Annotated in this window: 33 protein-coding genes and 1 pseudogene; 5 read left to right on the top strand and 29 right to left on the bottom strand. The window is 37.4% G+C overall.

Annotated features, from left to right (window positions below; translation table 11 throughout):
- Window positions 1-42: 42 nt before the first annotated feature.
- Genes J416_RS08865 through J416_RS08840 form a run of 6 tightly spaced genes read right to left on the bottom strand, consistent with a single transcriptional unit; the run spans window position 43 to window position 1,708 of the window.
- Window positions 43-312, bottom strand: coding sequence for a hypothetical protein (locus tag J416_RS08865; RefSeq protein WP_003468969.1), 270 nt, complete (start codon window positions 310-312; stop codon window positions 43-45).
- Window positions 313-336: 24 nt separating this feature from the next.
- Window positions 337-675 carry a hypothetical protein gene (locus tag J416_RS08860; RefSeq protein ID WP_003468966.1) on the bottom strand — a complete coding sequence of 113 codons (339 nt, stop codon included), beginning with the start codon at window positions 673-675 and terminating at the stop codon, window positions 337-339.
- Between the two features lie 4 nt (window positions 676-679).
- Window positions 680-919 (bottom strand): hypothetical protein, encoded by a 240-nt coding sequence (locus J416_RS08855; protein WP_003468963.1) that lies wholly within the window; start codon window positions 917-919, stop codon window positions 680-682.
- Window positions 920-1,201 (bottom strand): hypothetical protein, encoded by a 282-nt coding sequence (locus J416_RS08850; protein WP_003468961.1) that lies wholly within the window; start codon window positions 1,199-1,201, stop codon window positions 920-922.
- A 23-nt stretch (window positions 1,202-1,224) separates the two neighbouring features.
- Window positions 1,225-1,506: a hypothetical protein gene (locus J416_RS08845; RefSeq protein ID WP_003468959.1), complete on the bottom strand. Its 282-nt coding sequence runs from the start codon at window positions 1,504-1,506 to the stop codon at window positions 1,225-1,227.
- 22 nt (window positions 1,507-1,528) lie between these two features.
- Window positions 1,529-1,708 (bottom strand): hypothetical protein, encoded by a 180-nt coding sequence (locus tag J416_RS08840; RefSeq protein WP_040513246.1) that lies wholly within the window; start codon window positions 1,706-1,708, stop codon window positions 1,529-1,531.
- 182 nt (window positions 1,709-1,890) lie between these two features.
- On the opposite strand from J416_RS08840, the gene J416_RS08835 reads away from it, so the two are divergent.
- Entirely contained in the window at window positions 1,891-2,286 is a 396-nt protein-coding gene (locus J416_RS08835; RefSeq protein WP_003468956.1) for a hypothetical protein, read from the top strand.
- Window positions 2,287-2,314: 28 nt separating this feature from the next.
- Here the strand turns inward: J416_RS08835 and J416_RS08830 are convergent, their stop codons facing one another.
- The 7 genes from J416_RS08830 to J416_RS08800 are packed head-to-tail and all read right to left on the bottom strand — an operon-like array spanning window position 2,315 to window position 4,411.
- Window positions 2,315-2,518, bottom strand: a complete 204-nt coding sequence (locus J416_RS08830; protein ID WP_003468953.1) for a hypothetical protein — start codon at window positions 2,516-2,518, stop codon at window positions 2,315-2,317.
- Window positions 2,519-2,522: 4 nt separating this feature from the next.
- Window positions 2,523-2,765 (bottom strand): hypothetical protein, encoded by a 243-nt coding sequence (locus tag J416_RS08825; protein ID WP_003468950.1) that lies wholly within the window; start codon window positions 2,763-2,765, stop codon window positions 2,523-2,525.
- Entirely contained in the window at window positions 2,765-2,980 is a 216-nt protein-coding gene (locus tag J416_RS08820; RefSeq protein ID WP_003468941.1) for a hypothetical protein, read from the bottom strand. Before J416_RS08820 ends, J416_RS08825 begins: the two co-directional genes overlap by 1 nt.
- A 3-nt stretch (window positions 2,981-2,983) precedes the next feature.
- Window positions 2,984-3,253 carry a hypothetical protein gene (locus J416_RS08815; protein ID WP_003468938.1) on the bottom strand — a complete coding sequence of 90 codons (270 nt, stop codon included), beginning with the start codon at window positions 3,251-3,253 and terminating at the stop codon, window positions 2,984-2,986.
- Window positions 3,254-3,266: 13 nt separating this feature from the next.
- Window positions 3,267-3,398 carry a helix-turn-helix domain-containing protein gene (locus tag J416_RS08810; RefSeq protein ID WP_420805434.1) on the bottom strand — a complete coding sequence of 44 codons (132 nt, stop codon included), beginning with the start codon at window positions 3,396-3,398 and terminating at the stop codon, window positions 3,267-3,269.
- A gap of 56 nt (window positions 3,399-3,454) precedes the next feature.
- Window positions 3,455-3,649 (bottom strand): hypothetical protein, encoded by a 195-nt coding sequence (locus tag J416_RS08805; RefSeq protein WP_003468933.1) that lies wholly within the window; start codon window positions 3,647-3,649, stop codon window positions 3,455-3,457.
- Window positions 3,650-4,411, bottom strand: a complete 762-nt coding sequence (locus J416_RS08800; protein ID WP_003468930.1) for a Rha family transcriptional regulator — start codon at window positions 4,409-4,411, stop codon at window positions 3,650-3,652.
- A gap of 60 nt (window positions 4,412-4,471) precedes the next feature.
- Here J416_RS08800 and J416_RS08795 point away from each other — a divergent pair, with 60 nt between their 5' ends.
- Complete coding sequence (locus J416_RS08795; RefSeq protein WP_003468927.1) at window positions 4,472-4,696, top strand: YozE family protein; 225 nt, start codon at window positions 4,472-4,474, stop codon at window positions 4,694-4,696.
- Here the strand turns inward: J416_RS08795 and J416_RS08790 are convergent.
- Window positions 4,681-4,872: a hypothetical protein gene (locus J416_RS08790; RefSeq protein WP_003468924.1), complete on the bottom strand. Its 192-nt coding sequence runs from the start codon at window positions 4,870-4,872 to the stop codon at window positions 4,681-4,683. The two genes, J416_RS08795 and J416_RS08790, sit on opposite strands and share 16 nt — an antisense overlap.
- A 363-nt stretch (window positions 4,873-5,235) precedes the next feature.
- Here J416_RS08790 and J416_RS08785 point away from each other — a divergent pair, with 363 nt between their 5' ends.
- The 3 genes from J416_RS08785 to J416_RS08775 all read left to right on the top strand — a co-directional run bounded on the left by J416_RS08785 (window position 5,236) and on the right by J416_RS08775 (window position 7,586).
- Window positions 5,236-5,580 carry a helix-turn-helix domain-containing protein gene (locus tag J416_RS08785; RefSeq protein WP_003468921.1) on the top strand — a complete coding sequence of 115 codons (345 nt, stop codon included), beginning with the start codon at window positions 5,236-5,238 and terminating at the stop codon, window positions 5,578-5,580.
- An 18-nt stretch (window positions 5,581-5,598) separates the two neighbouring features.
- Window positions 5,599-6,357, top strand: coding sequence for an ImmA/IrrE family metallo-endopeptidase (locus tag J416_RS08780; RefSeq protein WP_003468918.1), 759 nt, complete (start codon window positions 5,599-5,601; stop codon window positions 6,355-6,357).
- A gap of 74 nt (window positions 6,358-6,431) precedes the next feature.
- Entirely contained in the window at window positions 6,432-7,586 is a 1,155-nt protein-coding gene (locus tag J416_RS08775; RefSeq protein WP_003468911.1) for a site-specific integrase, read from the top strand.
- Between the two features lie 106 nt (window positions 7,587-7,692).
- Here the strand turns inward: J416_RS08775 and glnA are convergent, their stop codons facing one another.
- The 15 genes and pseudogenes from glnA to rny form a co-directional block, all read right to left on the bottom strand.
- A complete protein-coding gene (glnA, locus tag J416_RS08770; protein ID WP_003468910.1) occupies window positions 7,693-9,024 on the bottom strand; it encodes a type I glutamate--ammonia ligase in 1,332 nt (443 codons plus the stop codon).
- 23 nt (window positions 9,025-9,047) lie between these two features.
- Window positions 9,048-9,443, bottom strand: a complete 396-nt coding sequence (locus tag J416_RS08765; protein WP_003468908.1) for a MerR family transcriptional regulator — start codon at window positions 9,441-9,443, stop codon at window positions 9,048-9,050.
- A 142-nt stretch (window positions 9,444-9,585) separates the two neighbouring features.
- A pseudogene (locus J416_RS08760) lies at window positions 9,586-10,814 on the bottom strand (methionine gamma-lyase family protein).
- Window positions 10,786-12,054 carry a GTPase HflX gene (gene hflX, locus J416_RS08755; RefSeq protein ID WP_003468906.1) on the bottom strand — a complete coding sequence of 423 codons (1,269 nt, stop codon included), beginning with the start codon at window positions 12,052-12,054 and terminating at the stop codon, window positions 10,786-10,788. Before hflX ends, J416_RS08760 begins: the two are co-directional and overlap by 29 nt.
- Before the next feature lie 102 nt (window positions 12,055-12,156).
- Window positions 12,157-12,381: an RNA chaperone Hfq gene (gene hfq, locus J416_RS08750; RefSeq protein WP_003468903.1), complete on the bottom strand. Its 225-nt coding sequence runs from the start codon at window positions 12,379-12,381 to the stop codon at window positions 12,157-12,159.
- A gap of 38 nt (window positions 12,382-12,419) precedes the next feature.
- Complete coding sequence (gene miaA, locus J416_RS08745) at window positions 12,420-13,355, bottom strand: tRNA (adenosine(37)-N6)-dimethylallyltransferase MiaA (protein ID WP_040513253.1); 936 nt, start codon at window positions 13,353-13,355, stop codon at window positions 12,420-12,422.
- Window positions 13,356-13,381: 26 nt separating this feature from the next.
- Window positions 13,382-15,265 (bottom strand): DNA mismatch repair endonuclease MutL, encoded by a 1,884-nt coding sequence (gene mutL / locus J416_RS08740; protein ID WP_003468897.1) that lies wholly within the window; start codon window positions 15,263-15,265, stop codon window positions 13,382-13,384.
- A 6-nt stretch (window positions 15,266-15,271) separates the two neighbouring features.
- Window positions 15,272-17,854 carry a DNA mismatch repair protein MutS gene (gene mutS / locus J416_RS08735; RefSeq protein ID WP_003468894.1) on the bottom strand — a complete coding sequence of 861 codons (2,583 nt, stop codon included), beginning with the start codon at window positions 17,852-17,854 and terminating at the stop codon, window positions 15,272-15,274.
- A gap of 111 nt (window positions 17,855-17,965) precedes the next feature.
- The gene (cotE, locus tag J416_RS08730; RefSeq protein WP_003468892.1) at window positions 17,966-18,529 is read right to left on the bottom strand and encodes an outer spore coat protein CotE; all 564 of its coding nucleotides are present in this window, start codon (window positions 18,527-18,529) and stop codon (window positions 17,966-17,968) included.
- Window positions 18,530-18,811: 282 nt separating this feature from the next.
- Window positions 18,812-19,225, bottom strand: coding sequence for a YlbF/YmcA family competence regulator (locus J416_RS08725; RefSeq protein WP_003468890.1), 414 nt, complete (start codon window positions 19,223-19,225; stop codon window positions 18,812-18,814).
- Window positions 19,226-20,803, bottom strand: a complete 1,578-nt coding sequence (gene miaB / locus J416_RS08720) for a tRNA (N6-isopentenyl adenosine(37)-C2)-methylthiotransferase MiaB (RefSeq protein WP_003468888.1) — start codon at window positions 20,801-20,803, stop codon at window positions 19,226-19,228.
- A 100-nt stretch (window positions 20,804-20,903) separates the two neighbouring features.
- Window positions 20,904-21,839: a dipeptidase gene (locus J416_RS08715; RefSeq protein WP_420805432.1), complete on the bottom strand. Its 936-nt coding sequence runs from the start codon at window positions 21,837-21,839 to the stop codon at window positions 20,904-20,906.
- A gap of 70 nt (window positions 21,840-21,909) precedes the next feature.
- Window positions 21,910-22,170: a stage V sporulation protein S gene (locus J416_RS08710; RefSeq protein WP_003468886.1), complete on the bottom strand. Its 261-nt coding sequence runs from the start codon at window positions 22,168-22,170 to the stop codon at window positions 21,910-21,912.
- A gap of 127 nt (window positions 22,171-22,297) precedes the next feature.
- Window positions 22,298-23,095 carry a TIGR00282 family metallophosphoesterase gene (locus tag J416_RS08705; protein ID WP_003468884.1) on the bottom strand — a complete coding sequence of 266 codons (798 nt, stop codon included), beginning with the start codon at window positions 23,093-23,095 and terminating at the stop codon, window positions 22,298-22,300.
- A gap of 86 nt (window positions 23,096-23,181) precedes the next feature.
- Entirely contained in the window at window positions 23,182-24,744 is a 1,563-nt protein-coding gene (gene rny, locus J416_RS08700; protein ID WP_003468883.1) for a ribonuclease Y, read from the bottom strand.
- Between the last annotated feature and the right edge of the window lie 278 nt (window positions 24,745-25,022).

The following is a 25,022-nucleotide window of genomic DNA, read 5'->3' as shown; positions in this document are numbered from 1 at the left end:
TTGTTAATAGTTTTTTATAGATCTGTGTTGGTAGCGCAGATCTTATTTTTTATCTCTGACATCGACAATTTCGAAATCGGCAGTACTCGGACTCTCGGGAAAACTTGTAGCCAGTTCGTCGGTTTCTATTCCGTAGTCTTTCAGAATACTAGCTAAATCTCTTACATCACCATCAAAATGAAAAGCTTTTGTTTCAGCCTTTTCCAGTAATGCTTCGAACGTGTCATCGTCCATATTGTTAGGTTGAACGACCGTGATCTTTTCATCGAAACGTAAACGTGTTTCAGTTTGAATAATTACTTTTTGTGCCAATTAGTTCACCTCCCTCCACAATGATTAGAAGCTTTTTCTAAAACTTTTACTTTCATATGACTCGTTAATGTTAGCCAGTCGCTTGCTTTTACTCGCATTAATAACCCTCCTTTCAATCCCAACAATCTCCCAATCTTTTCTTAAACCATCCATCAGCGTTCTTTCAGCAATGGTAAAGTTGTCACCATCTTCGTCGACTACTTTCCAAACTGCATTCACTTTTCCTCCGTAGATTGTATATCGTGGAACAGCTATCATCGGTTCGCCGTTGTTAAATTGCTGTTTATATGGTTTTCCTACATATCTGACATGCACTTCATCTTGTGCATTTAATTGCTTCAATCGTTTTTTACTTAGCGCCAATTCATCACCTCCTTTCAAGTGGAATGACTTTCTCACGTGCTGTAAAATACGTTTGAATAAGATCTGTGTATAACGGCAACCCTCGTTTAAAGTAGCAATCTTCGCAACAGAACATATCTGTTTGCATGTGATAGGTCCCTTCATCCATTCTCACGTAATCATCCACGCTCATTTCTTCTTTACGAGCTTTTTCTTTGTATGCTGGAATCTCTTTAGGTTCTCTGTTACAAAACGGACAGTGCACTTATTTCACCTTCCTTTCGATGTCATTAAATGAACTTGGTAGGAACAACGCCTCGAAAAACCCATTAACTTCTTCAGGACAGCTTGTCTGAACAAAGTATTCACCTTGCCAACCATCAACGATCGCGGTTTGCGTATCGACAATATCTTGTTTAAAACCATCTTCAAACAGATAATGGTTTACCAAAGCCTTTCCGCTGTACTTCCACTTTCCATGTTTGTTGTAAAAGTTTAATCTGATCAATTGATTTCTTGGTCTTTCGCTCAACATTTCCTTTCCCACTTTTACTCACCTTCCTTTCAAAGTTAAAACCGATCTCTTTTCATCAACACTGCTTGACCCGTCTCCTCTCGTTGTTTAATCAATTCCAAAGTTCCTGCCGCAGCATCATAAGTTAGCTTTTCTCGATTCAATCGTCTTAGTTCGCTGATCAACGTGATTGCATGCTTAAAATACATTTCTGATTTGTTAAATTCGCCAACGTTTAATAGTTGCGAGGATAAATCATAATATTCGTCTATATGCTTTCGGTACTGCAACGCTAACTGCTTGTCCTTTTCTAAAAAGTAATCCGTGAATTTCGTCATGTTCCCTCACTTCCTTTCCTGGTTATAAAACGACCAAATCATAACCTTTATGTTTGCAATAGTTTGCTGCGTTCTCTATATGTTCCGTGTAAGCTTCAGGGGTAAGTTCTTTTTCGAATCGATCTCCCATAGGTCGAGTTTCCTTAATGCGCAAAAATCCATTCTCATAAGCTATTGCTTGAATAATTAACTTATCTTTCATTCTTTATCTTCGCTCCTCTCTTCCAGTTCTTCTTCTTTTATTGTGATCCACGTTTTACATAACGCTCCTAGTAAACTACCAATAATTAATAAAATGAAAATCGTCATCATCATGTAAATGCCTCGCTTTCTTCTGCCACCTTTTTCTAGTAATCTAGTTACTAGGAAGGGAGGTGTTGAATAATGGATAAAGAGAAACTACTCGATGATTTTTATCGTTTCAGCGAACTATATGAACATCTCGCAAATTTACACGAAAAAACTCAATTACTTTGTAATGAAATATTCAAACATGGAGTTGAAGACGTAAAACTCGTAGATTTAAGACTCGCTGAAATTTACAGTTTGTATAACACTGCTAAACTTTACTTAAGTGTAAACGGAGAACTTAGTCACTATGAATTCACATCTTTATTGAGTTTTTGGCACGAAGCGTATTTTCAAATTTACTTAGTAGCTCGTGACAACGATCAAAATACTTCTTGGATGTATGGAAAAGTAGAAAATTACTTAGGTCAATATGAACTTGTCGAACAAATGCTAAAATCCAGAATTCAAGAATTAAAAGAACTTTTATAGTAATTAGTAAGTCAAGTTGCCGCTTGGCTTACTTTTTTATTTTTATTTCTCCCATTTCTTGTCTTAACTTTGCGGTAGCTTCTTTTAAAACTAAGTTGTCTATTTCGTCGCGACTTGCTTTCCATCCTAAATCATGAAGATACTTTACAGCTTCACCATAAGTAGAATTTTTTCTTTTGGCTTCGGTTACTTTTAGATTTGCCGTTTCTTCAATAGCTTTTCTAGCATCCACTTCTTTACCCCCAAGTACCATTCGTATAGTATTTAAACCATTCACCGTTTTTAAAATAGACTTCAAAGTAACGTTCTCCAATGTTTCTATGAACTCCCTTGATGTTTTCCGGAATATATTTTTCTTTTTCTTCTGCACCTAAAGCGTTCATGTGTTTGTTGTAAGTGTTCATGAACATTTTGATTTCATCACTACCTAGGAGCTTGGCCGCTGCTATTACTACTGATAGTTTGTTTGCTTTACTCATCACACCGACCTCGCTTCCACTACAGTTCTGTATAATTCGATGACACCTGGATTCTCTATTCGAAATTTAAGCGCATCACCAGTTAACGGAATCTCATATGCTGCCTCCAGATCTGATTGCAAATTTGCCAATCGATCATTACGTAATTGTTTATCTTTGATTTGCATGGTTTCATTTAAGCGATCTGTGTATTTTGCCATATCTCCCATTTTCATTGGTCACTCCCCTTTGAATCGATCTAAGTAATTTAATAAAAATTGCGTTGCTTGTTCTGCTGGAAAGTACCATTTCCCACCGAGTTTGACTTTTGGGAAGTCTTTCTCATAGAAAAACGTCCGTTGGATACTAGACCAGCTCATACAGGTTCTTCGCACCAGTTCGTTTTTATCCCACATCACCATGTCGAATTCAGCTTTATCCAATCGCTTTTGAACTTCTTCTCTACAAATTTGTTCTACTGTTGATTGATCGATTTTTACTTCGATCATTCTAATCACCTCGCTAAATACTCAGTATTTTACGTATATGCTTTACATGCTCTTGAGCCTTTGGACCAGTCCTTCTGCCGTTGAGTATGTCACTCAAATACGCTCCCGATATTCCGAGTAATTCAGCTAGTTCACTGTGTTTCATTTTTTTCTTATACAGTTCAGAACGAACTCTAATACTTAAATCCTCTGACATGCTTTTCACTCCTTTGAACAATCTCGACAGTAAACACCGCCACTAAGATCACCAGATGATTCTTCTATTTCTCCAAGTTCTGATACAGATATTCGCTCTTCTTTTTCACACTTGGGGCAAACAGAGTAGAATTCATCTCCATAAACCTGTACTTTCACCTCTACTTCATCTGCAACTCCTAACTTTACATAAAAACCCATTTAGTTCGCCTCCTTCAGATCAATCCCGTGCTTGATTGCAAATTCTTTAACGACAGCCACATAAATTTCTACTAATCTTTTGTCATCCGCAATAACATCAACCTTACTAAGTTTGTCTCGTTTGGATTTAGAAACACCCTCATCTGCTAGTCTTCGACGTTTATTAGTAAGCCTTGTATTTAATTGAAAGCCACCCCGTCTCTCGACTTCTTTGTAAATTTCGGTATTCACTTCTTTATAAGCACCGAATCCACCTCGCGATTGAGCAATCTTACTGATTAACTGCCGAGCATCTTTCCGCCAATCCGTTGTATTGAGAGCAACAACATCACGTATGTTATCTACTTTTGTTTCTAACTGCTTTGTTGCCATTTCTTGTTTAGCTAAGGACTGAAATAAGCCATTAAACATTTGTAATTCTGGACTGAGTTGTGAAGTGTCTTGATGTTGTTGTTCCATTTCATTGAATTTTGATACGTAGGTTGCAGTAAAAAGAATTCCTTTTTCACCGGTCATCTTATTAGCTACCATTTCACAACCTTTCTTGGTCAGAAGGAAACAAGGTCTGGTTTGGTTGTTACTGTCTGTGTAGGTAGATTCAATGAAGAAATCGCCCGACGCAAAATTACGTTCGGCTAAAATTATTTCATAGCCTTTAATTGTTCTTAGTAATTCCGTGTGGCGTTTTTCAACCATTTTAGCTACCTCACGGCTATCTGTTACAAGTTGCCCGTTATGACTAACAATTGTTAAATCTGACATGTTATCATTCCTTTCTTTTGGTATAATGTTCCTATCTTGTTAGATAGGAGGTGTGTACATATGCCAGGAACACCAATACCTTGGACGTTTAAGACTTGGATTGCTAATTTCAAAGGCGTTAACCTGCCAATAGGAGATTTAGCTGATGATATAATGAGCGATCCTGATTTTCCAGAAGTGGATAGTTTTAATGCAATACACGACTATCTTTATGAAAAAGCATCGCATCCCAACGTAATGGAAACATTCATACTCGCTTGGAATTTTTATCAAGCTTCTAAGTGACAAAGGTCTCTGACAATCAGTACTACATCCGCTTCAATCGGATCACGGTTTTTATGGTATTTTCGTTTCAACTGATAATTGCTATAAAGTCCAGCTGTAACTTTCTCTACTCCTGACCTTGTCTCCAATTCATGGAGCAGGTCGGATGTTTTAATATGATTAAGCTGATCACTCACTATTCACCCCTCCTTATATCCACTCACACCCAAGAACTAAAGTTGGAACGTTAGTGCTTAGGTGTGAGTGTTTAATTTATAAGCTAAAAAGTTAGCTAATTAGCTAAAAGCATTGACCTTAATTAGCGTATATGCTATTATGAATGCATAGCTAATCGAGGCTTTAGAAGCCTGCAATTATGCATTTTATCAGCTCCCCAGCGTCACAAAATGCATTGATATAGGTCATGTTTTTGTACACTTTTTTAGCTATCAAAACAGCTTATGAATACAGTTTATTAGCGTTTACGCTATTTGTCAACGATAAAAATAGCTTTAAAGCTAATATTTGTTTTCCATAAGCTCCACGAAAGGTTGATATGAGTGAGTTTAGTGGAAAGAATAAAAAAATTATGTGATGAGAAAAAAGTATCTTTTGCAGAGGTTGAAAGAAGTACAGGTATTTCTAATGGACAAATCCGTCGTTGGGATAAATCCTCGCCCAAAATTGATAATGTAACTAAAGTAGCTAATTATTTTGATGTATCCACAGACTATTTATTAGGTCGCACTAGTGATGAAAATGAAAGTATTGAAATACCATTCCAAACTTGGTTCAGGAAAGATAATGAAGATTTAACAAAAGATGAACAAGATGAGATATTGGAAGACCTAGAGGATTACTTGGAATACAGAAAACAAAGAATACTGAAAAAACGTGATAAGTAAAATGGAGGTATCTTTATTTTGAATCGACAAGAAGCATTAGAAGAAGCTATTAACACTGCTAATTTAGTTATTGAAAAGTATCAATATAATATCAGATACCCTTTAGCATACTGTTGCGAACCATTTATATTAAGTATCTTATCTTCTGAGGAAATCTGTATTGATTCTTACCCTTTTAAAAATAAAGAAATGTGCGGAATGCTCTGTATAGATGAGTATGAAAAAACGATTGTTTATAATACAAATCATACTACTAGCAGACGTAATTTCACATTAGCTCACGAACTTGGTCATTATTTTCTTCACAGTAATCACCAAGTTAAGTTTGCTGATCGCTCGAAAAATTTATCTAATGAGACTGCTACTATAATCGAAATGCAAGCAAACGCTTTTGCTGCACAAATAATTATTCCTAAGAAAATTCTATTTTACATGATTAAGAATAAATTCACATTCTTCAAAATTTCTAAAATAACTAGAGTATCATACGAAGCTTTATTTTGGATAATTGTAAATCACTTAACAAATGAGCTTTCTATTAGTACAAATGATGCTATTTTAGTTGTGGATGAGTACAGAGATTATTCAATTGGAAGTCATAAAAATCTGGTACATCACAATTTCGCTAGGATATTTAAATTAAGAAACGATAATTCTGAAAAAATTGTATCTGACCTAAAAAACGGAAATAAAATATTTGATTTTATACGAAATATAAATGGAGAAATTATTGATGTTAAACAAGTTTCAAAAAACCCGTTCGCTTATAACTACTGACAGAACAAAGTTTCTCGTTTTAGGATATAATAAATAATTTAACGCGTTTCTACTATTAAAAAGGAGCAAATAACATGGGCATAAGTTACAGAAAACACAATGGTAGTTGGGAATATCGAATAAAGTACCAAGACCCCATTACAAAGAAATACAAAGAAAAATCAAAAAGAGGTTTCAAGACTAAACCAGAAGCAAGGTTTGAAGCACAGGAAATGGAACAACAATTACTGAATAATTTTGAATTAGCTAGTCAGCAAATTACTTTAAAAGAATATCTAGACAGTTGGCTAAAAGAATATAAGAAAGACGTCGTCCGAAAAAACACTTACGATTTACACAAAAGGAATGTCGATAAACACATACTACCTTATTTTAAAAATGTTGATTTGAATTCCATAAAACCAACAATGTACCAGAAATTTTTAAACCATCTTTACGATCAAGATTATAGTAAGCGAACGGTTGAAATTATCCATGGCACGATGAGAAATGCCATGGAAAAAGCGTTACATCTTAATATGATTGACCGTAACCCAACCATTGGGGCTGTTATTAAAGGGAAAGAAAAAGATCGAAAAGTAAAATTTATTGATTCAACGGAAATACCTATATTTTTAAAGACCGCTTACCAATACGGTTATATATACTGGTTGTTCTTTAGCTTCATGATTGATACTGGAATGCGTAAAGGTGAGGTGGCTGCACTTCAATGGTCAGACATTAATTTTAAGGAACAAACCGCTGAAATAACCAAGACTTTAGACTTTCAAGCAGAGTCTGATGATGCGTTATTTGGAGACCCTAAGACCTATCGCTCTAAGAGAACCATTTCTTTAACAAATAATACAATCAACCAATTAAAAGATCATTTAAAATGGCAAAATAAAAATAAGCAAAACTTGAATGATATTTATCATCATGATCTTAACTTAATTTTTTGCCGTGAGGATGGGCACATCATGCCTAAATCAAGCCTATTCAATGCTTTTAAACGGATATTGAAGCAAACTGGCATCCCTAACTTACCTATACATTCGCTCAGACATACCCACGCTGTTTTATTGCTAGAAGCAGGAAGCGATATGAAATATATTCAGGAAAGATTAGGCCATGGTAGTTATCAAATTACAGCTGATGTTTATTCTCACATATCCAAAAGACTCGATAAACAATCGATGGAAAAATACGAATCATATCTTAATCAAATTACATCATCAAACGATGATTAATTTTTTGTGGGTGTTTCGTGGGTGTAGTTGTGGGCGGATAGAAATTCAATGCTGTTATTAAACAAAGAAAAACCCTCGACACCAACAGTGCCAAGGGTTAATTTGATTAATACATTTGAATATACTGTTCTCTTTCCCAAGGGTGAACTTGCGTACGGAACATGTCCCATTCGATTTCTTTTGATTCGATAAAGTGTTCGAATAAATGTTCACCAAGTGCTTCGATAATAACAGGGTCATTTTTCAAGTTCTCTAATGCACCTGAAAGTGTAGACGGTAAGTCTTGTACACCATTAGCTTCTCTTTCCTCTTTATCCATGATGTAAATGTTACGGTCTACTGCTTTTGGTGGTTCCATTTCGTTTTCGATACCATCGAGACCAGAAGCTAATAGTACAGAAAGCGCTAAGTATGGATTAGCTGATGGATCTACACTTCGTACTTCTACACGTGTACTCATACCACGAGAAGATGGCACACGAATAAGTGGACTACGGTTCGATCCAGACCAAGCAACATAACAAGGTGCTTCGTAGCCAGGCACTAGACGCTTGTAAGAATTGACAGTAGGGTTGGTTACAGCAGTAAATGATAATGCATGCTTAATGGTACCCGCGATAAACTGATAAGCTGTTTCACTTAATTGCAATGGCCCATTTTCATCAAGGAACATATTCGTTTTTCCTTTAAATAAAGACATATTACAGTGCATACCTGAACCGTTGACACCGAATAATGGCTTTGGCATAAAGGTTGCGTGTAATCCGTGTTGACGTGCAATCGTACGAACAACTAGTTTAAATGTTTGAATATCATCAGCGTGTTTAATCGCATCAGAATATTTGAAATCAATTTCGTGTTGTCCTGGTGCTACTTCATGGTGAGACGCTTCGATTTCAAAACCCATTTCTTCTAGCTCTAATACAATGTCACGGCGACAGTTTTCACCTAAGTCAGTTGGTGCAAGGTCAAAATAACCACCTTTATCGTTTAACTCAAGAGACGGTTCACCTTTTTCATCTAATTTGAATAAAAAGAATTCTGGTTCTGTACCAATGTTAAATGCAGTAAACCCTAGTTCTTCTGCTCGTTTGAGATTTCGCTTTAGATTATAACGCGGGCATCCTTCAAATGGTGTACCATCTGTATTATAAATATCGCAAATAAAACGAGCAACTTTTCCTTTTTCAGAAGTCCAAGGGAACACAACAAATGTGTCTAAGTCTGGATGAAGTTTCATATCGGATTCTTCAATTCTTACGAAACCTTCGATGGAAGAACCATCAAATACCATCTCATTATTTAGTGCCTTGTCCAGTTGACTTAGTGGAATTTCTACGTTTTTTACTGTTCCAAGCAAATCTGTAAATTGTAAACGAATAAATTTTACATTCTCATCCTTAATAATTTGCTTGATTTCTTCGATTGAATAACCCATTTAAGAAACGCTCCTTTTATAATTTAGTGGAAGAATCTTGACATTTCTCCCTGTCTTAACGATGTTTTGTTGAATTTACCTGCGTCCATTAATTCCTTGTGCAACAGTTTTCGTAGTTCTTTCTCTGAAATTTCTTGTTGATCCTCTTCTGTCTTCTCTTTGTCAGTTGTAGGCATATCTTTTATCGAGAGTACCTGCTTTATACCGGCTAAATTGACACCTTTTTCGATCAACTCCTTGATTTCTAGCAACCGATCGACATCATTAAACGAAAATAATCGCTGGTTACCTTTCGTACGTGAAGGATGGATTAATTCGTGTTCTTCATAATAACGAATCTGCCGTGCAGTTAAATCGGTTAATGACTTAACAATTCCGATCGAAAATAAGGGCATAGAACGTCTTTCGAAATCGCTCATGATTTCACCCCTTTGCTATCGTTTATTTCTCTTTTATTATACAATATGTAATTTACTTGTCAACAGATGTAAGGAAAGTTAACACAAAAAATTATACAAAACGTGATATTCATTTACACTATCGAATACCACGTTTATCAGTTTATGTAAACAATTCTTTGATTGCTTCTGTAATCGCAATTTTGACATGCATATAGGTTAAGCCGCCTTGTATATAAGCGGTATATGGTGGGCGAATCGGTCCATCAGCCGTCAGTTCGAGACTTGCTCCTTGAATAAAGGTGCCCGCTGCCATAATAACCTTATCTGTATACCCTGGCATCGGAGCAGGATAAGGAACGACGTGAGCATTAATCGGTGAATGCCGTTGAACCGATTGACAGAATTGAATCATCTCATCTGAAGTATTGAATGTAACAGATTGTATTAAATCAGTACGCTTATCATGCGGTGCTGGATCCGTTTGATAGCCAAAGTGTTCTAAAACGGCAGAAGTGAAGATCGCACCTTTTAAAGCTTCTGATACAACATGTGGCGCCAAAAAGAATCCTTGAAACATTTCCTGTAGCATACCAATACTTGCTCCAATCTCTTTACCGATTCCCGGTGCAGTTAAACGATTGGCGCAACTCTCAATGAATGATTGCTTCCCAACTATATAGCCTCCTGTTCGTACAATGCCACCACCAGGATTCTTAATCAATGAACCAGCTATTAAATCGGCACCGACATCTGTTGGCTCCTTCGTTTCAACAAATTCACCGTAACAATTATCTACAAAAATAACGACATTTGAATCCCAGGATCGAATCGTCGTTATGATTCCCTGAATTTCAGCTATGGTTAAGGATGGTCGTTGATCGTAACCTCGTGATCGCTGAATAGCAATCATTTTTGTCTTGGCATGAAAAGCTTGTTTTACTGAATCTATATCGACCCTCCCATTATCCAATGGAATTTGACGATATGTTATACCAAATTCCGTCAACGAACCTGAAGCACCTATCCCTACTCCCATCACTTTTTCTAACGTATCATATGGATGACCAGTTATGTAAAGTAATTCATCACCAGGCGTAATACGCCAAATAACGCTGTAGAAATCGCATGAGTTCCAGATGCTAATTGCGGGCGCACTAGAGCATCTTCACCTCCAAAAACATCGGCATAGACAGCTTCTAGTTTTTCACGTCCGATATCATCATAACCGTAGCCAGTCGTTGCCTGAAAATCTGTTTCACTGATTTGTTGATTTCTGAAGGCTTGCAAAACTTTTTTTTGATTCTGATATTCAATAGCTTGAATTTCTTTACATCTTGGATTTATTTTTTGTTCTACTTCATTAAGAATTTCTTCGATCGTCACGTTCATAATACTCCTTTACTAACTTCATAATAGGGTGTTGATGATTTGCATAGACAGTCAGTTGATAACCTTGTTTTATTGCATTGTATTCTTCTTCAGTCACTAAAGCAGCTGTTTGAAAATCCCGAAGACGATAACTTTCTTCTTCAGGTATAAAGCATGAATATGGCTTCCATTGTTCCTTCATCATTGCTTCTATTTTATGTTTAACCTCATTGATATCGGATGGATCATTTGCACTAATGAGTAGATAAGGATGCTGTTCAGGTATGAAATGTTGTTCTGTTACTAGATCTCTTTTATTATAAAGCGTTAACAGCGGGATTTTATCAGCATCTAACTCTTCTAACAAATCCTGAACCGTTTGTTGATGATCTTCGATATTTGGCGCATTTGCATCGATTACATGTACAATAAGGTCTGCTTCGTTCACTTCTTCAAGTGTCGAACGGAAGGCTGCAATTAGAGGAGTCGGTAAATCTTGAATAAACCCAACTGTATCAGTAACAATCACTTCTAAGCCAGATGGTAAATGTACTTTTCTCGTCAACGGATCCAGTGTTGCAAAGAGTTTGTCTTCATACAAACTGTCGCTTTTGGTTAATCCATTAAATAAAGTGGACTTACCAGCATTCGTATAGCCGACAATCGCGATTTGAAATGCCTGTTGCTTTCTTCTATTGCCTCTATATTGCTCTCTTTGATTGGCAACAGTTTTCAATCGTTTCTTGATATCGTCCATCCGATTTTGAATATGACGTCGATCGGTTTCTAACTTTGTTTCACCTGGCCCTCTTGTACCGATGCCACCACCGAGTCGAGATAGTGCTTCCCCTTGCCCATGTAAGCGAGGGAGCATGTATGCATATTGCGCTAACTCGACTTGTAGTTTCCCTTCTTTTGTGCGAGCTCGTTTAGCGAATATATCTAAAATCAGTTGACTTCGATCAATGACGCGAACCCCTAACGTATCTTGAAGATTTCTAAGCTGACCACCTGATAATTCTTGATTCGCAATAACTATATCAATGGCGTGCTTTGTTACTTGTTCATAAATTTCATCTAATTTTCCCTCACCGACATAATACGCTTGATGAGGTTTTTTACGGTTTTGCGTAATCACGTCCGCGACTTCTGCACCAACAGTACGAGCTAATGCGCGCAGTTCATTTAAACTATAATGAAATCGCTCTTGATTCATATCCTCTGTCTGTACCGCTATTAGTAATACGTTTTCGATTACCATCACCTTCTTTATCGATTCTTTTATCCTAGTGTAATACATGCGTGAGGATTTCATTCCAATCAAGTCAAAAGGCGCTATTACTGATAAATAGCGCCCTTCTATCTATTCTTTATCAAGATTGATATTTTTGGCTGGCACAAAAGTGGAAATGGCATGTTTGAAAATGAGCTGTTGTTTCCCATCAGTTTCTAGCATCACGGTAAAATTATCAAATGCTTTTACAACGCCACGCAACTGAAAGCCATTGGTTAAAAACACGGTAGATGGGATACGTTCTTTGCGCAATTGATTTAAGTACTGATCCTGAATATTGACACTTTGAGACATTGTCCATCCTCCTCTTTTTTCTCTGTATATATTAATTTCTATGTTTCTTTTAAGAATCCTTCTAAATCTGTTAAAATATTTTCAAAAATGTCTTTCTTCTGTGATACTTCCATTGTATACCAATGAACAGGCATTTTATTCTTAAACCATGTAAATTGTCGCTTAGCAAATCTTCTCGAATTACGCTTTAACTGTTCAATCGCCTCTGGTAATGGAATAGTCCCATTGAAATATGGGAGAAATTCTTTATAACCAATCGCTTTCATGGCTTGCGAATCATCTAACCCTAATTCGTGGAAATATCTAGCTTCTTCGACTAAGCCATCATCAATCATTTGATCCACACGCTGATTGATGCGTTGATATAAAGCGCTTCTTTCCATTTCTAGCCCAACGATATAAAAATCATAAGAAGATGCATCACTTTGTTCCTTTTGATATTCGGTCATTGTTTTACCAGTTTGATCATATACTTCTAATGCACGAATCACCCGCTGCATGTTGTGAGGATGAATTTTATCCGCCTGTTCGGGGTCAACCTGTTGTAAACGTTGATAAAAGGGGCCAACACCTTGTTCTTTCATCTGTTGTTCCATCTTCTCACGATAATTCTGATCTTTTCCTTGTTGAGAAAAGTGATAATCAAATAAAATCGATTGAATATACAAACCTGTACCACCAACGATAATGGGTACTTTCCCTTTTTGATGGATCATATGAATATAGTCCTTAACCTGTGTTTGAAATTCAGCAACAGAAAAAGATGCATGAGGATCCATGATATCAATCATATAATGCGGGATCCCATCCATTTCTTCCTTTGTTACTTTTGCAGTACCAATATCCATTCCTCGATAAACTTGCATGGAATCACCACTAATCACTTCACCATTACATTGTTTCGCTACTTCAATACTTAATGCGGTTTTTCCAACAGCGGTCGGTCCAACAATAGCAATTACTTTTGGTTTCATCAAAAAATCCTTTCTCCTAATGACTGCTACATGACCCGTTTAAACATTTTCTCAAGTTCATAAGAAGAGAATTGAATAATAATCGGTCTTCCATGCGGGCATGTAAAAGGATCTTCGCATGTCCGTAAGTCATCCAATAATCGTTTCATATCTTCTTGGTTTAAATAATGATTCGCCTTGATCGATCGTTTACAAGACATAAGAATCGCTGCATCTTCACGTAACTTGCTGACATTAATGGAAGAAGTACTCACCAGTTGATCTACCATTTGTCGAATCATTTCCTCTTCTTCACCTTCAGGAAACCAACGTGGATGTGAACGTATAATATAAGTGTATTGGCCAAATTGCTCGAAGAATAAACCGACTTTTTGAAATTCGTCATGATATTCCTCAATAATAAGCGCTTCTTGTGGTGTGAAATCGAAAGTGAGTGGAACTAACAATTCTTGTACTTCACGATCGACAAATCCAATACGATCTCGAAAAAACTCATACTTTATTCGTTCTTGGGCTGCGTGCTGATCAATAATATATAATCCCGTTTCATTTTGCGCCAAAATATAAGTGCCATGATGTTGCCCAATCGGATACATTACGGGTACTCGTTCAACCTGTGAGCCAGCATGTGTTGCCTCTGGATCATGTCCGTATATCGGTGCATCGTCATGGTCGAAAAAACGATCCTCGTTGTTGCTTACTGTCCCCTGTTCACTGAAAGAAGGCTGCGAACCCTCATCTTCAAATCCTGTCTCTTGTTCCATTTCGTTAAAGGGTTCGTTTAGTTCCCACTGATCTACAATAGGTTCGCGAACTTCCGATTGATCTGTCGTACGTTCTTTCTGAGCAGTATTCTGATCAAATGCAAAAGAAGATTGAACGGATGGTTGCTTTGATACTTTTTGATTCGTCCCTGAAGGTATCAACGTTTGTTGCTTCAGTGCATGCACGATCATGTCTTCAATTGCTTCAACTAAAGCTTTTTCTTTACTGAATCGAACTTCAAGCTTGGTTGGATGAACGTTGACATCAATAAGAATGGGATCCATTTCAATATTTATAATGACAATTGGCTGCCTACCAATTGGTAGTAATGTATGATAGCCATTCGTAATTGCTTTTGCTAATGCGATGCTTTTAACGAAACGTCCATTGACAGTAGTCGTAATAAAGTTTCGTGATGAGCGATTGATCTCGGGCATGGCGATATAGCCGCTAATGTTATAATCTAACGTCGTTTTTTCGACAGGTATCATTTGTTGGGCGACTTTGCGACCATAAATGGCGGAAATAATTTGTAACATATCGCCACGTCCAGTCGTTTGAAACATTTGTTTTTCATTATGAATTAATTCAAAGCGTATATTTGGATGTGCTACTGCCACCCGATTCATAATGTCAGTAATATGTCCCAATTCAGTATGGACGGTTTTCATATATTTTAACCGTGCGGGTGTATTATAAAACAAATCGTTGACAGTGATTGTTGTTCCTCGTCGTGCATCACTGCGATCTTCATTCACAACACGACCACCTTCAAGCGTTATTGACGTTCCAGCTTGTTCACCAGTAGATGTTTTCAGTTGCAAACGGCTCACAGCTGCAATACTCGCTAAAGCTTCCCCGCGAAACCCAAGGGATTGGACATGAAATAAATCATCTTCATTTCGTATTTTACTCGTAGCATGTCTAAGAAATGCCCGGTGACATTGATCGTGCTGAATTCCATGACCATCATCGATGACTTTTATTGATTGTAAGCCTGCTTCGGTTACTTCAACTCGAATCGAAGAACTACCCGCATCAATACTATTTTCCACCAGTTCTTTCACAACCGATGCTGGTCTCTCTACAACTTCACCTGCTGCGATCCGATTGGATAGATGATCTGGTAATTCAATGATATCCATTGTTTTTCACCCCTTGTTTTCTTTCGCTTTCCGTTGCAACTCATACAACTGATTCATAGCTTCCATCGGTGTCATTTCTAATAGATTCAGTTCCATGATTTTCTCTTGAATGGGATCTGCTTTGACCTTCTTCTTTGGTGGTGACGGTTCTTCAGCAAAAAAGGACATTTGTTCTAATGACCTCGCTTCAGAATCATTCGCTGTATGTTTGGGATCTTTGTTTTCTAACTGTTCTAAAATCACACTTGCTCGTTCAATTAGTTCGTCGGGGAGCCCAGCAAGCTTTGCTACATGGATACCGTAACTTTCGTCTGCTGCCCCTTCTTGAATTTGATGTAAAAAGACAACATGACCATTCATTTCTTCGGCTCGTACATGAATATTTTTCACTGATTCAAACGAGTCTGCTAAACTAGTTAGTTCATGATAGTGGGTTGAGAATAAAGTTTTTGCTTGGATATGATGGTGAATATATTCAACAATGGCTTGAGCCAATGCCATACCATCATAAGTACTCGTCCCACGACCAACTTCATCAAGTAAAATCAAACTCTGATCTGTCGCTTGTTGCAGGGCATGATTGGCTTCTAGCATCTCTACCATAAACGTACTCTGACCAGAAACAAGATCGTCTGCTGCCCCAATCCTCGTAAAGATTTTATCAAAGATCGGTAACGTCGCTTCTTTACATGGTACAAAACAACCAATTTGTCCCATAATAATAATTAAAGCGAGTTGTCTCATGTACGTACTTTTACCAGACATATTGGGTCCCGTAATAAGTAAAATGTGCTTATCATCTTCCATCGTTACATGATTGGGGACAAAGGTTTCATCTTTCATCACTTTCTCAACAACTGGATGTCGACTCTCTTGTAACTGCACATGATGAGAATCGGTAAATGATGGACGAACATAATTGTTGTCATCACTTACTGTCGCAAAACTCTGTAATACATCCCAATCACTAATCATATCCGCTAATCTTTGAATTTGCGGAATATACGCTTTTACTTTCTCTCGGAGCTGGATAAATAAATCATATTCGAGATCGACACTTTTCTCTTCTGCTTCAAGAATCGTTGCCTCTTTCTCCTTTAGTTCTTCGGTAATAAAGCGCTCGGCATTCGTTAACGTCTGCTTACGCTCATAGCGATCATTTGGCACTAAGTGTAAATTCGCACGCGTTACTTCAATGTAGTAACCAAACACTTTATTATAACCAATTTTTAGCGATTTGATTCCAGTGGCTTGGCGTTCTTGCTGTTCTAACGCAGCGATCCATTCTTTCCCGTTTCTACTGGCATCACGATATTGATCTAATTGTTCATGATAACCGTCTTTAATTATATTCCCTTCCGTAATCGAGATCGGGGCATTCTCTTCAATACTTTCATTTAATAACGTCACAAGAGAAGGAATCGGATCCATCTGGTTAGAAAGCTTTGTAATTTCTGGATGATCAAATTGCTGCAATTGTTCAATTATTTCCGGAACTTTCTCTAATGAACGCTTCAGCTGAAATAAATCACGTGCATTTACGTTACCGAACGACACGCGACCTGATAAACGTTCCAAATCATAAATCGATTGTAACGCTTCTCGTAATCCATCTCTAGCCATAAAATGGGACAAAACCCCTTCAACTAACTCCAACCGTTGTTCCACTAAACGTACATGCAAAAGCGGTTTTTCTAGCCACTTTTTCAGTTTGCGTGCCCCCATCGCAGTAACGGTTCGATCTAGCACCCATAACAGGCTTCCATACTTTTCTTTACGCATCATCGACGTAGAAATTTCTAGATTTCTCTTTGATGACATATCAAGTTGCATATATTGCTCTAATTCTATCACTTGTACTTCTTTCAAATGATCAAATGCCCGCTTTTGCGTCGTATACAAATATTGGTATAACACACTGCTTGTCTCTTGCAAAAATGGATCATGAATATGTTCTACTAATGAATGGATTGCTTCGTTACATTCCGAGTCTCTAATGTATGAGACCGTTAGTTGTAATTGCAACTGTAATTCGTCCAACCACTTTTGTTCCAACGTATCGTCGACAATCACTTCTTTTATTGGACGGTTATATAACTCACTTACGACCGTGTCCCAACCTGTATTCACTTGCATCACAAACGTTTCACCAGTCGAAAGATCTGAATATGCCAGTGCAAACGACCTGTCTTCACTCATACGAATGACTGCTAAATAGTTGTTTTCTTTTTCATCAAGCATATTGCCTTCCATGACCGTACCAGGTGTAATGAGTTGTACGACTTCTCGTTTAACAACACCTTTTGTGGCTTTTGGGTCTTCAACTTGTTCACAAATAGCCACTTTATAGCCTTTATTGATCAATGTTTTGATATAGTTCTCTGAGGAATGAAACGGTACACCACACATCGGAATCCGTTCTTCTCCACCACCATCACGACTCGTTAACGTAATTTCTAATTCCATCGCTGCTTTTTTGGCATCTTCAAAGAACATTTCATAAAAATCGCCTAAGCGAAAAAATAAAAAACAATCTTTATATTCAGCTTTAATTTGTAAATATTGTTGAATCATTGGCGTATAGCTCATGACACTTATCCTCCGTCTTATCCATTAAACTTCCGCCTACATTATAGCATAGAAATGAAAGGATTCACCAAAAGAAAAAAATACAGTGTGTATCATCACACACTGTACGGATTATTCTTCATCTTTGTTGGCTAAAAAGTCGGGATCAATTTCGTCTAATTCATCATCGGATAAAGCAAGATCCCATTCTTCCTCATCATATACTTTCCCTTTAGGGTCGACCTTTACGTATACTTTCGTTTCACCCATGACTTCGACCAAAAATTCTCTTTCAACATCCACCTTTATGCGATTGCCTCTCTCTTCGATGCTACATTCTAGACAATTTGGTTGTTGAATCACTTTGGCAAAAACGTCGGATTCTTCCCCTAAATGATGTTCATCGCGTATCGTAAGTGGTACTTTATCACAATACTCTACCGTTTCAGTGACAACTTCTGTTTTCGTATTATCATGATAAGCATACCATACATTGGTTTCATAACTGCCACGAATTTCGACGACGTCTTCTTTTTTTAATTTAGCGTGATAGTGATGGTTAATAATCCAACATCCTAAAATGCTTGATGGTCGATGTGACGGAGTGATGACATCTGTATCTTGTGTAAACTTTCTACCTTTTCCGATAATGGCTTTCGTAATGATTTCCCGATATTGCTGATCAAGAAAAGACATGGAATGTTACCCTCCCTTTCGATTCAATTCCATCCTATGCAAGACATTCACCTAGAGTGCCTTGATTCCATGAATTCTTCTTTTAATACTACTTCATCCTATGCAGATGCCTAGAAAAGTGTACATTTGAAAGCTTATATTCCATTAGAAAATGGTAGCGATGATATTGATAACTATTTCCCATAAACATTGTCATCAACGAATCCTTAAAACACAAAAAAGACCGGAACTAGACGTACAGAGAGTCATTAATACGTCTTTTGTCCCAGTCTTCTTTCTAGTTTACTCTTGATTTTGTTCGGTACCTGTTTTTCCTGTCAGAATGTCTCCGCCTGTTGACCGAATCACTTCATTCGTAATTTCTCTAGCTATCGTGTTTGTAACCAATTGTAACGTGTCATTAATTTCAACTTGCGAGTCCTTAAATTCCTGTACAATCGGTATCGCATCGATTTCTTCCTGCAGACGATCAATTTCAGCTTCTACTTTCTTTAACGCTTCATGTTTACCATATGCTTGAAAGTTTACTGCTTGCTTCTGCAAAGCTTTCATTTTTTTAATTAACGTTTGAATCTTTTCGTTCTCGTTCAGTTTGGTTTCTAACTGTTTAAAACGTTCAATTTCTTCAATATCAGCCATTTTTTTTGCCAAGCTTTGGGCTTCTTCAATGACTTCTGCTCTTGTGTATTTCGCCATTTAGTTCACCTCTACTGCTGACTCGACCATTTCACCATCAAGTGTCCAAGTTTTTGTATTGGTAATTTTTACATCGACCATTTCACCGATAACGGATTTTGGTCCTCTAAAGTTAACGAGTTTATTACGTTCAGTGTAACCTGAGAGAACATCAGGGTCTTTTTTACTTTCACCTTCTACCAATACTTTAACGGTCTCGCCTTGATATTTTTTCATTGTATCTGCGGATTGTTGATTCACTAGTGCATTTAAGCGTTGCAAGCGTTCCTTTTTCACTTCCATTGGTGTATGGTCTTCCCAACGGGCGGAAGGAGTGCCCTCACGTGGAGAATAAATAAACGTATATGCACTTTCAAAACCAACTTCTTCAACAAGACTTAATGTTTCTTCAAATTGTTCATCCGTTTCATTTGGAAATCCAACAATAATATCGGTTGTTAATGTTGCATTTGGCATAGCTTCACGAATTTTTCGCACAAGCTCAAGATACTGCTCCCTTGTATAACGGCGAGCCATGACACGTAAAATATCTGAACTTCCTGACTGAACAGGTAAATGAATATGATCAAGTAAGTTATCATGTTTCGATAATACATCGATCAAACGGTCATCAAAGTCTCGTGGATGCGATGTTGTAAAGCGGACTCTAGGAATATCTATCTTACTGATCTCTTCCATCAAATCTCCTAAACCATATTCAAAATCAAAATCTTTTCCGTACGCATTTACGTTTTGTCCAAGTAATGTCACTTCTTTATACCCTTGAGCTGCTAAATGACGTACTTCTTGGACAATATCCTCTGGCAGGCGACTACGTTCTTTGCCGCGCGTATATGGTACAATACAATAGGTGCAGAACTTGTCACAACCATACATGATATTTACCCATGCTTTGATGTTTCCTTTACGTTGTTTCGGTAAATTTTCTATAATGTCGCCTTCTTTGGACCAAACTTCAACGACCATTTCTTTTCCGAACATGGCTTCTTGAACAAGCTGTGGCAGGCGATGAATATTATGCGTTCCAAAAATTAAATCGACAAATTGATGTTTTTCTAATATACGATTGACAACAGATTCTTCTTGGGACATACAACCGCAAACACCAAGAATTAAATCAGGATTTTCTGTTTTCAATGGTTTTAAGTGACCAATTTCACCAAACACTTTATTCTCGGCGTTTTCACGAATCGCACATGTGTTTAATAAAATAATGTCTGCGTCGTGCGTATCATCAGTTGACGTATATCCCATCTGCGTCAATATCCCCGCCATGACTTCTGTATCGTGTTCGTTCATTTGGCACCCGTATGTACGGATCATGAATTTCTTGCCTTCTCCGATATTTTGCATTTCTTCAGGGATTTCGAAGTCATAATGAATATCAACATCTTTTTTTAAACGCTTTTTCGCTTTGCGCATATTTGGTGGTTCATATGTCGTTTGAAAATATCTAGAGATTAAATCATCACTCGACATTTGTTTGAGTCGATCTAAATTATCATTCGCATCGGATTTTACGTCCGTGGAATTCGGTTGTTTGATTTGTTGACTCGCGAGTCGTTGTTTTTCATTCATTCGCTGTGACTCCTTTCTTACATCATTCTTATAAGACATGTTACACACACACTATCCCCCATTATAGAAGATTATCAAATGAATTACAAAGACAAATCTTTTATCTAGCTAGATTAAAGGGAAATGTATGAATAAAATTGCGATGGCTCAGTTTTTCAATAACGAAAGTAGGAAAATGTTCTTGTAATCTCTCTAAGAGTACAGTGTAATCATCAATAGACCGTAAAGAACTCAACATATCGTCACTTCCATCAAAGTCCGATCCGAAACTAATACAATCTTCAGCACCGAGCTGAATGAAATGCTTTATATGTAATATGAGATCCTCGTAAAAGAATGTATTTGAGGAAGTAACAAAATCACTCACAAAAGTGATACCCATCAGTCCATCTTTCTCTACTAATCGTCTAATCTGCTGATCATCTAAATTCCGTGGGTGATCACGAATCGTGCGCGCGTTCGAATGTGATGCCATGGGATAGTGACTCAGCTTCAAAGCTTCAAAAAACCCTTGGTATGAAAGATGACTGACATCAATCCATACATGTTGTTCATTCGCTAACTGGATCACTTGTTTACCGAAGTTTGTAAGTCCGGCTCCTCTTTCTTCCAAAATGCCGTCAGCTGCTAGATTCGCTTCATTCCATGTTAATCCAATCATACGAACCCCTAACCGGATGAATAAGCGTAACTTAAACAAATCACCGCCTAAGGCATCGACTCCTTCTAATGTTAATATGGCTCCTCGCTGATTCTCTCGTAATAACGGAAGGTCATGCTGATTGGTGATCAAGACGACATCTTCATAGGGCTTTATCACTTGTTCATAAAATAAATCAATCATCTGCAAACAAGCTGCAAATTTTACTTCTTGTGGCAAATAGTCAGGCACAAATACTGCAAAACATTGCACTTTGACCGGACTTTTCTTCCACTTCTGATAATTTACGTTGAGCCGAGGATCATTATGAAACGTCATATTTTGCGACCACATCTTCCATAAGGCATCACAATGACAATCGATAATCACCAGCATCCTCCTTACACATATGCCATAAAGAAAACCTGCTTGTATCAATGACAAACAGGCCAACATTTCCTACTCTTTATCGCGGTTCGACAATAAGTTTGATAGCTGTTCTTTCTTCATTATCAATCATGATATCCGTAAAAGCTGGAATACAAATGAGATCAACACCACTAGGAGCCACAAAACCACGCGCGATTGCAACCGCCTTCACTGCTTGGTTTAATGCACCTGCACCAATCGCTTGAATCTCAGCTGAACCACGTTCTCGTAAAACATTTGCAAGTGCGCCTGCTACTGAATTCGGATTAGATTTCGCTGAAACTTTTAATATGTCCATTCCTGGTACCTCCTTCATTTCCTATTGTCATTCCACTTTTACTATATTCATCTATAGGGAAGATATTCCTTATCATTATGAAAGATTCGCGGTAAAGATTCAAATGATAAGGAGCTAAACCGATCGCCTACGAAAAAAACGGATGATCTTCATTAATTTGTAATCTTTCAATTTTTTTCGCTTGCCCATTCTTTTCGTTAATATCGACAAGAATTGCACTTAATTGTGTCCTACCATCCTTAGGTACCTCAAACCGTACAGGTAATCCAGTAAGAAATTTCTTTATTACGGATTCCCTATCCGTACCCAGAATACCATCATATGGACCTGTCATCCCTGTATCTGTAATATAGGATGTTCCATTTGGTAAAATTCGGTCATCTGCTGTTTGAACATGCGTATGTGTTCCTGCAATGGCGGTGACTCTTCCATCTAAATACCAACCTAATGCTTGCTTTTCACTAGTAGCTTCCGCATGAAAATCAACAAAAATAATGTTCGTACGTTTTTTTGCTCGTTCAATTAACTCATCTGCTTTGCGAAAAGGATCATCTACTGGTTGCATAAACGTTCTACCGAGCAAATTAATCACTGCGATTTCATGATTATTTGTTTTAATGTAGGCGATATCATTCCCTGGTGTATTCGGTGGTAAATTGGCTGGACGAACCATATAAGTGGCATCATCGATAAAATGAAAAATTTCTTTTTTATCCCATGTATGATTCCCCATCGTTATTGCTTGCGCTCCCCATTCCAACAGCTGTTTATATATTTTTTCTGTAATGCCTTTTCCAGCTGCAGCATTTTCGCCGTTCATAATCGTTGCATGTGGTTGATACTTCTTCTTAATTTTTGGCAAATACTCTTCGACCATGTTTCGACCGGGTGAGCCAACAATATCTCCAATAAATAATAATTTCATTCTATTCTACCTTTCTTTCTTAGTATCACTAGTTTTGCATATATACTAAAAAAAGTCAAAAATAAAAGCGACCTTAAAGGACGCTTTTATTTCGCATATTCAACAGATCGCGTTTCTCGAACAACAGTTACTTTAATATGACCAGGGTAATCTAATTCATCCTCAATTCGCTTACGAATATCTCTAGCGATCTTGGTTGCTTCCGCATCGTCAATTTCATCTGGTTTGACCATGATACGAATTTCTCGACCTGCTTGAATCGCAAAGGATTTTTCAACACCTGCATAGGATTCAGAAATTTCTTCAAGCTTTTCTAAACGTTTAATATAATTTTCTAACGTTTCACTTCTTGCTCCTGGTCTTGCTGCAGATAACGCATCCGCAGCAGCAACTAATACCGCGATGATCGAGGTTGCTTCTTCATCACCATGGTGAGAGGCAACAGCATTGACTACGACATCATTTTCTTTATATTTCGTCGCTAACTCCTTACCAATTTCAACGTGACTACCTTCTACTTCATGATCGATGGCTTTACCGATATCATGCAGTAATCCAGCACGTTTGGCAAGCGTTTGATCTTCTCCTAGTTCTGCAGCTAATAGACCGGATAAATAGGCAACTTCCATCGAATGATTGAGTACATTTTGACCATAACTCGTTCGATATTTTAAGCGACCCAAAATCTTCACTAAATCAGGATGAAGACCGTGTACACCAACATCAAATGTCGTTTGCTCACCATGTTCACGAATGTATTCATCGACTTCGCGTCGTGATTTATCCACCATCTCTTCAATACGAGCTGGATGTATTCGTCCATCTTGAACCAATTTATCTAACGCTATTCTTGCAATTTCGCGTCGAATTGGATCAAATCCGGATAAAATCACTGCTTCTGGCGTATCATCAATAATAAGGTCGATTCCCGTTAATGTTTCAAGTGTACGAATATTTCGCCCTTCACGACCGATAATTCGACCTTTCATCTCATCATTCGGAAGATTTACAACAGACACAGTCGTTTCTGCCACATGATCAGCTGCACAACGTTGTAAAGCAAGTGATAAAATGTCTTTTGCTTTTTTGTCTGCTTCTTCTTTTGCCCGATTTTCTGATTCCTTAACAATCAAGGCTGCATCATGTGATACATCTTCTTCCACACGTTGTAAAATAATCTGTTTTGCCTGTTCTGTCGTATACCCTGAAATCCGTTCTAATTCAGCTTGCTGTTCATTGACCATTTCTCCAACTTTGCTTTCCATTTCTTCAATTTGTTGTTGTTTTTCTGCAAGCGAATTTTCCTTCTTCTCCAACGACATTTCTCGCTTGTCTAACATTTCGTCTTTTTTGTTTAAAATTTCTTCTTTCTGCATGAGACGACTTTCAAGTTTTTGAGCTTCTGAACGACGATCGCGGAGCTCTTCTTCCGTTTGTTGACGAAGCTTATAATTTTCATCTTTAGCTTCCAACAACGCTTCCTTCTTGGCAACTTCAGCGTTTTTATAGCCTTCATCGACAATTTGTTTTGCTAAATCTTCAGCACTAGAGATTTCTTTCTCAGCAATTTTCTTGCGAATCAGATAACCAACAACAATACCGACAAATGTAAGCAAAATGGAGATGATAATGTTTAAAAATAAATCCATCGTTTCACCTCCTCTTGCTATAAACTTGTACAACTGTTTTAAGTCGGCATGTACAAATAAACATGTTATGTTTCATTACTTGTATAATAATTTTTCATTATACAAGTTAATTTTAATCATCCATTAGAGTTATGTCAAGGATTGTAAGCGTGAAATCGCTTACTACGAAGGAATATAAACGCACGATATGAGAATCTATCATCCTATCACTGCACGAATTCTAAGCGATCGATTCGTTAAGACATGAAAAGTATAGTAAACTGCTTCTTTTCCGTTTA

This window comes from Gracilibacillus halophilus YIM-C55.5, assembly GCF_000359605.1.
In the GTDB taxonomy this organism is placed as follows: Bacteria; Bacillota; Bacilli; order Bacillales; family Amphibacillaceae; genus Gracilibacillus; species Gracilibacillus halophilus.
Note: the sequence above shows the minus strand (reverse complement) of the source record. Positions and strands in the feature narration are given on the sequence as shown.

Excerpts from the sequence above, each read along its gene's own strand:
- J416_RS08845 (WP_003468959.1), bottom strand. The coding sequence starts at position 1,506 with ATGACGAAATTCACGGATTACTTTTTAGAAAAGGACAAGCAGTTAGCG.
- J416_RS08840 (WP_040513246.1), bottom strand. The coding sequence starts at position 1,708 with ATGAAAGATAAGTTAATTATTCAAGCAATAGCTTATGAGAATGGATTT.
- J416_RS08835 (WP_003468956.1), top strand. The coding sequence starts at position 1,891 with ATGGATAAAGAGAAACTACTCGATGATTTTTATCGTTTCAGCGAACTA.
- J416_RS08825 (WP_003468950.1), bottom strand. The coding sequence starts at position 2,765 with ATGAGTAAAGCAAACAAACTATCAGTAGTAATAGCAGCGGCCAAGCTC.
- J416_RS08820 (WP_003468941.1), bottom strand. The coding sequence starts at position 2,980 with ATGAAAATGGGAGATATGGCAAAATACACAGATCGCTTAAATGAAACC.
- J416_RS08815 (WP_003468938.1), bottom strand. The coding sequence starts at position 3,253 with ATGATCGAAGTAAAAATCGATCAATCAACAGTAGAACAAATTTGTAGA.
- J416_RS08810 (WP_420805434.1), bottom strand. The coding sequence starts at position 3,398 with ATGAAACACAGTGAACTAGCTGAATTACTCGGAATATCGGGAGCGTAT.
- J416_RS08805 (WP_003468933.1), bottom strand. The coding sequence starts at position 3,649 with ATGGGTTTTTATGTAAAGTTAGGAGTTGCAGATGAAGTAGAGGTGAAA.
- J416_RS08800 (WP_003468930.1), bottom strand. The coding sequence starts at position 4,411 with ATGTCAGATTTAACAATTGTTAGTCATAACGGGCAACTTGTAACAGAT.
- J416_RS08795 (WP_003468927.1), top strand. The coding sequence starts at position 4,472 with ATGCCAGGAACACCAATACCTTGGACGTTTAAGACTTGGATTGCTAAT.
- J416_RS08775 (WP_003468911.1), top strand. The coding sequence starts at position 6,432 with ATGGGCATAAGTTACAGAAAACACAATGGTAGTTGGGAATATCGAATA.
- glnA (WP_003468910.1), bottom strand. The coding sequence starts at position 9,024 with ATGGGTTATTCAATCGAAGAAATCAAGCAAATTATTAAGGATGAGAAT.
- J416_RS08765 (WP_003468908.1), bottom strand. The coding sequence starts at position 9,443 with ATGAGCGATTTCGAAAGACGTTCTATGCCCTTATTTTCGATCGGAATT.
- hflX (WP_003468906.1), bottom strand. The coding sequence starts at position 12,054 with ATGGTAATCGAAAACGTATTACTAATAGCGGTACAGACAGAGGATATG.
- hfq (WP_003468903.1), bottom strand. The coding sequence starts at position 12,381 with ATGTCTCAAAGTGTCAATATTCAGGATCAGTACTTAAATCAATTGCGC.
- miaA (WP_040513253.1), bottom strand. The coding sequence starts at position 13,355 with ATGAAACCAAAAGTAATTGCTATTGTTGGACCGACCGCTGTTGGAAAA.
- mutL (WP_003468897.1), bottom strand. The coding sequence starts at position 15,265 with ATGGATATCATTGAATTACCAGATCATCTATCCAATCGGATCGCAGCA.
- mutS (WP_003468894.1), bottom strand. The coding sequence starts at position 17,854 with ATGAGCTATACGCCAATGATTCAACAATATTTACAAATTAAAGCTGAA.
- cotE (WP_003468892.1), bottom strand. The coding sequence starts at position 18,529 with ATGTCTTTTCTTGATCAGCAATATCGGGAAATCATTACGAAAGCCATT.
- J416_RS08725 (WP_003468890.1), bottom strand. The coding sequence starts at position 19,225 with ATGGCGAAATACACAAGAGCAGAAGTCATTGAAGAAGCCCAAAGCTTG.
- miaB (WP_003468888.1), bottom strand. The coding sequence starts at position 20,803 with ATGAATGAAAAACAACGACTCGCGAGTCAACAAATCAAACAACCGAAT.
- J416_RS08715 (WP_420805432.1), bottom strand. The coding sequence starts at position 21,839 with ATGCTGGTGATTATCGATTGTCATTGTGATGCCTTATGGAAGATGTGG.
- J416_RS08710 (WP_003468886.1), bottom strand. The coding sequence starts at position 22,170 with ATGGACATATTAAAAGTTTCAGCGAAATCTAATCCGAATTCAGTAGCA.
- J416_RS08705 (WP_003468884.1), bottom strand. The coding sequence starts at position 23,095 with ATGAAATTATTATTTATTGGAGATATTGTTGGCTCACCCGGTCGAAAC.
- rny (WP_003468883.1), bottom strand. The coding sequence starts at position 24,744 with ATGGATTTATTTTTAAACATTATCATCTCCATTTTGCTTACATTTGTC.